The organism is Staphylococcus sp. GDY8P120P (assembly GCF_017892065.1).
GTDB classification, from domain to species: Bacteria; Bacillota; Bacilli; order Staphylococcales; family Staphylococcaceae; genus Staphylococcus; species Staphylococcus nepalensis.
Window position 1 is genome coordinate 1 of the sequence record NZ_JAESKI010000054.1, and the last position, 700, is coordinate 700.

Annotated in this window: 1 pseudogene; it reads right to left on the reverse strand. The window is 26.2% G+C overall.

Annotation, left to right across the window (positions count from 1 at the left end):
- Window positions 1-700: pseudogene (locus KA900_RS14595) on the reverse strand (protein rep); the annotation flags it as partial.

Sequence of the window (700 nt, forward strand, 5' to 3'; positions counted from 1 at the left end):
ATCTAAATGCCCATTTTTTAATTTCTTTTTAGCCTCTTTAAATAATCCAGAATAAACTAATACCTGTTTACCTTTAAGTGATTTATAGAATGCATCAAATACTTTTTGATTTATTAAATAATCACTATCTTTACCAGAATACTTAGCCATTTCATATAACTCTTTATTGTTATTTTGTCTTATTTTTTGAACTTGAACTTGTGTGATTTCTGAAATGCCCGTTACATCACGCCATAAATCTAACCATTCTTGTTGACTAATATAATANNATTGTGAAATACGATTTATTTACTGCAATTAACACATGAAAATGAGGATTATAATCATCTCTTTTTTTATTATATGTAATCTCTAACTTACGGACATATCCCTTTATAACACTACCTACTTTTTTTCTTTTTATAAGTTTTCTAAAAGAATTATTGTAACGTTTTATTTCATTTTCTAATTCATCACTCATTACATTAGGTGTAGTCAAAGTTAAAAAGATAAATTCCTTATTTTCTTGCTGCTTAATATATTGCATCATCAAAGATAAACCTAAAGCATCTTTTCTAGCTTTTCTCCAAGCACAGACAGGACAAAATCGATTTTTACAAGAATTAGCTTTATATAATTTCTGTTTTTCTAAAGTTTTATCAGCTACAAAAGACAGAAATGTATTGCAATCTTTAACTAAATCCATTTGATTCTCTCCAAT